The sequence below is a fragment of the Photorhabdus sp. CRCIA-P01 genome (assembly GCF_003545805.1).
In the GTDB taxonomy this organism is placed as follows: Bacteria; Pseudomonadota; Gammaproteobacteria; order Enterobacterales; family Enterobacteriaceae; genus Photorhabdus; species Photorhabdus antumapuensis.
The window spans coordinates 1-3,144 of the sequence record NZ_NMQR01000121.1 but is presented as its reverse complement, the minus strand read 5'-3'; the positions used below and the strand labels follow the sequence as shown (position 1 = coordinate 3,144).

The 3,144-nt window shown below is 42.6% G+C and carries 3 protein-coding genes and 2 pseudogenes; 4 read left to right on the top strand and 1 reads right to left on the bottom strand.

The window, feature by feature from the left end; all coding sequences use genetic code 11:
* From D3222_RS25725 to D3222_RS24005, 4 genes and pseudogenes are all read left to right on the top strand, one after another.
* A pseudogene (locus D3222_RS25725) lies at nt 1–795 on the top strand (hypothetical protein); the annotation flags it as partial.
* Nucleotides 796–1,083, top strand: a complete 288-nt coding sequence (locus D3222_RS24015) for a hypothetical protein (RefSeq protein ID WP_118988300.1) — start codon at nt 796–798, stop codon at nt 1,081–1,083.
* Between the two features lie 250 nt (nt 1,084–1,333).
* A complete protein-coding gene (locus D3222_RS26380) occupies nt 1,334–2,260 on the top strand; it encodes a DUF6883 domain-containing protein (protein ID WP_118988299.1) in 927 nt (308 codons plus the stop codon).
* 7 nt (nt 2,261–2,267) lie between these two features.
* Complete coding sequence (locus D3222_RS24005) at nt 2,268–2,465, top strand: DUF4926 domain-containing protein (protein WP_118988298.1); 198 nt, start codon at nt 2,268–2,270, stop codon at nt 2,463–2,465.
* A 263-nt stretch (nt 2,466–2,728) separates the two neighbouring features.
* On the opposite strand, the pseudogene D3222_RS24000 reads toward D3222_RS24005, so the two are convergent.
* Nucleotides 2,729–3,144, bottom strand: a pseudogene (locus D3222_RS24000) (IS630-like element ISPlu19 family transposase); the annotation flags it as partial.

The following is a 3,144-nucleotide window of genomic DNA, read 5'->3' as shown; positions in this document are numbered from 1 at the left end:
GCGGCAGAGAAAGGGGATAAAGCCGCGGAAGAGCGCGTCATTGCGCGACGGAATGCCGCGATTGCCGTCACCGCCGTGGCGGCAGGCGGCTATGCGCTGGTTTATGGCGGTCATATACTGATTGCGGGCTCGGCTGAAATGGCAACGGCAGGGCGTATTGCGCTGGAAGGCTGTAAAGCCAATCCGGCTCTGTGCCTGAATAACGTGGGGATTTTCGTTGCGGATGCGGTTGCGCCGGAAGCGGCTGTTGGGACCGGTGCTTTGGCGGCTGGAGCGGTAAAAGTATTAGGTAACAGCAAAGAAGGGGCGAAAAATCTGGCAGAAGGATTGAGTCATGCCTCAGAACCGCTGTTAAGAAATGCTAAACCTGATACCCATGCCGTAGCTAGTTTGATCGAAAATGAGAAAGTGTATGTTGGAAAGGGGACGATTAACCAACAATACCTTACAGAAATGTCTAAGAATGGTGTCAAATTTTCACCTGAAAATGTCTTAAGAGCTGAAAAGTTAGCTGATGGTAAAATAGTGTTTCTTGAGAAAGGTAATTCATCGGCGGGGCTTCAACATATTGTAGAACGCCATGTAAATGACTTTGCCAAAATAGGTGTTTCAGAATCACAAATACCAAATATAGTCATGGATGCTGTTTCTAAAGGAAAGATTGTCGGTTATCAAGGAAAAAGTACTGGACGTCCGGTTTATGAAATTACAATCAATGGACGAAAGCAACGAATAGCAGTGACTACTGGCAGTAATGGCTTTATTGTTGGTGCTAATCCAGCAGGGAGTAAGTAGATGAAAAGAATAAAATTAATGGTTGATTACGATTGTTATCCATTATGGATTGATTCAGATGGTGAGGTTGGGAATATTGATCCTGATGTTTTACCAATTAGTGATTTTCTCAAAGAAGAATTAAATAATTGGTCTAAACAATATGATGAAACATTAAATTTGGATGATCCCTTAAGCTCTAGATTTTCAACCCCAGAAGAAGAAATAGTCTTTAAGGAAAAAGGTCAATATCTGCGAGAAAAGCTACAAACTGAATTGGGCAATAACTATGAAGTAGTATATCAATAATGATTACTAATCCCCGATCATTAGTGAACTACCCCCGAATGTTAGACAAACATATAACATTCGGGGGACAGTTCATCCAATCGGGGCTATATTCTTCTATTTTTATGACAACCGGTTTGCCAACATAAAAACCGAGTTGTTCCAGTCAGAGCCCTTCAATGGTGAGTTGAGGTCTGGGCACTGATTAAGCTATCCCCCCGAAGGCGCTTACAGTGCGGCAAACAGCGCGGAGCTKGTCTATCGTAACAACATGACTGAGCAYATGTTGTATCAGTTATCGGCAGATAATCAAAAAGATATATTAGCGGCAGAGAAAGGGGATAAAGCCGCGGAAGAGCGCGTCATTGCGCGACGGAATGCCGCGATTGCCGTCACCGCCGTGGCGGCAGGCGGCTATGCGCTGGTTTATGGCGGTCATATACTGATTGCGGGCTCGGCTGAAATGGCAACGGCAGGGCGTATTGCGCTGGAAGGCTGTAAAGCCAATCCGGCTCTGTGCCTGAATAACGTGGGGATTTTCGTTGCGGATGCGGTTGCGCCGGAAGCGGCTGTTGGGACCGGTGTTTTGGCGGCGGGAGCGGTAAAAGTATTAGGTAACAGCAAAGAAGGGGCGAAAAATCTGGCAGAAGAGTTGAGTCATGCCTCAGAACCGCTGTTAAGAAATGCTAAACCTGATACCCATGCCGTAGCTAGTTTGATTGAAAATGAGAAGTTGTATGTTGGAAAGGGGACGAGTGTAGTTGATGATGCAACTTTAGCTAGTAAAGATAAGTTAACAGGCCAAACTGCTAATTGGAAAAACTACACACATGCAGAAGCGGTAATAGAAGTTAAGAATTCAGGTAAATTAGTTAATGCTAACAATGCTGTGATTGATTCAAATAAAGTTACTTCTTATGCATTAAATACTGAACATCCTGTTGGCGGAAATAAAGCTAAAGTTTTTGAATCAGCCTTGGGATATAACCAATCAAATGCTACTGATTTAATATCTAAAATACAGGCAGGGACTAAAACGAATACAGCTATTCTTGGTAATGTTGATAAGTTTGGTCAAAGAATAACTATTGACATGCCAATTACTGGGCCAAACGGCAAAACAGCGATTGTTCGTACAGGTTGGATATATGATCCTGAATCATCAACACCTAGATTAACAACGCTTTATGTAAAGTGAGATAGGTATGAAATATTCTCTTTTTGATGTTGTTATTTTAACCTCAGACATTCCTGAACGTGGACTTAAAACTGGAATGAAGGGAGCCATTATTGATGTTTATTCTGAGCAGGAAGAAGCATATGAGGTTGAATTTTGTGATGAAGATGGCCGGACTATAGATATGTTACCGTTATATTCCAATCAATTATCTCCATTTGAATAAGATAATTATGTGGCATATTTAATCCCACGATCATTCTGAACTGCCCCCGAATGTTAGACAAATATATAACATTCGGGAGGCAGTTCATCCAATCGGGGTTATATTCTTCTATTTCTATGACAACTGGTCTGCCAGCATAAAAACCGAGTTGTTCCAGTCAGAGCCCTTCAATGGTGAGTTGAGGTCTGGGACTGATTAAGCTATCCCCGGAAGGCGCTTACAGTGCGGCAAACAGCGCGGAGCTTGTCTATACCCAATAAACTTCAAGATGCAGTTTTTAGCACCTGAAAATGGTCGTTAATTCTGGACGTCAGCGAGTCCGCTATATCAGGTAGCGTTGTGGTGAAAAATTTGAAGACTTTGTCTCGAAATTCATGCTTATCAGCGAAATAACGGTTATTTCGAACCTGTTCATTCATGACCTTCCATAATCGCTCTATCGGGTTTAAATTTGGGCTGTATGGCGGAAGGTAATGTAACTCAATATTGCTAACATAAGCCCACTCCTTCACAAGATGAGCTTTGTTGTAACCCGCCCCATCCACAATAAGATGAATTTTTTGATGATAGTCAGGATAAGACTTTCTTATTTCATTGAAAAAACAGCAAATATTGTAGTCATTGATGGTTTGATATTCCTGGAACACGGTACGACCAATGGCATTCAGGTTGAGCGCGC

Coding starts and splice junctions, on each gene's coding strand:
- D3222_RS24015 (WP_118988300.1), top strand. CDS start 796: ATGAAAAGAATAAAATTAATGGTTGATTACGATTGTTATCCATTATGG.
- D3222_RS24005 (WP_118988298.1), top strand. CDS start 2,268: ATGAAATATTCTCTTTTTGATGTTGTTATTTTAACCTCAGACATTCCT.